The sequence below is a fragment of the Staphylococcus sp. GDX8P114P-2 genome (assembly GCF_017892945.1).
In the GTDB taxonomy this organism is placed as follows: Bacteria; Bacillota; Bacilli; order Staphylococcales; family Staphylococcaceae; genus Staphylococcus; species Staphylococcus arlettae.
Map to the genome: position 1 here is coordinate 1 of NZ_JAESMB010000036.1, position 647 is coordinate 647.

1 protein-coding gene is annotated in these 647 nt (G+C 35.5%); it reads left to right on the forward strand.

Features of this window, described 5'->3' with window-relative positions:
• Positions 1–575, forward strand: a 575-nt coding sequence (locus tag KA845_RS12970; RefSeq protein WP_210128196.1) for an IS3 family transposase, incomplete at its 5' end; no start/stop codon positions are given.
• Positions 576–647: the final 72 nt, after the last annotated feature.

Sequence of the window (647 nt, forward strand, 5' to 3'; positions counted from 1 at the left end):
GCTATCAATCATACAAAGGTACAGTTGGTAAAGTGGCTGAAAATCGCTTGAATCGTAGATTCCATACATCTATTCGACTTCAAAAATTAGTGACAGATATCACTGAATTTAAATGTGCTGAAGAACAAAAATTATATCTCAGCCCTATTATGGATTTATACAATGGGGAAATCATTTCTTATGGTATATCCAGAAGACCAACATTAGACTTAGTACTTCAAACATTGGATAAAGCAGTTACAATCATTAAGCATGAAGCACCATATCGTACGACGATACATTCTGATCAAGGTTGGCATTATCAGCATAATGCATGGATTAGAAGATTATCGGAACAAAGGATTTATCAAAGTATGTCACGTAAAGCGACGTGTGCGGATAATGCTTCTATGGAGAATTTCTTTGGCATCATGAAGCAGGAAATGTATCATGGAGAAGAACTTGTTAACTATGAAACATTAAAAAGAAGAATTGAGGATTACATCTATTGGTATAACAATGAACGTTTGAAATTAAAATTGGCTGGACGAAGTCCAGTACAATACCGAACTCAATCCAGCCAATTAATAGCATAATGAAAACTCTAACTTTGGGGGGTCACTACCATCCTGGGGTTAGTGCAGAAATTAGGCGCTTCTCATTATTAT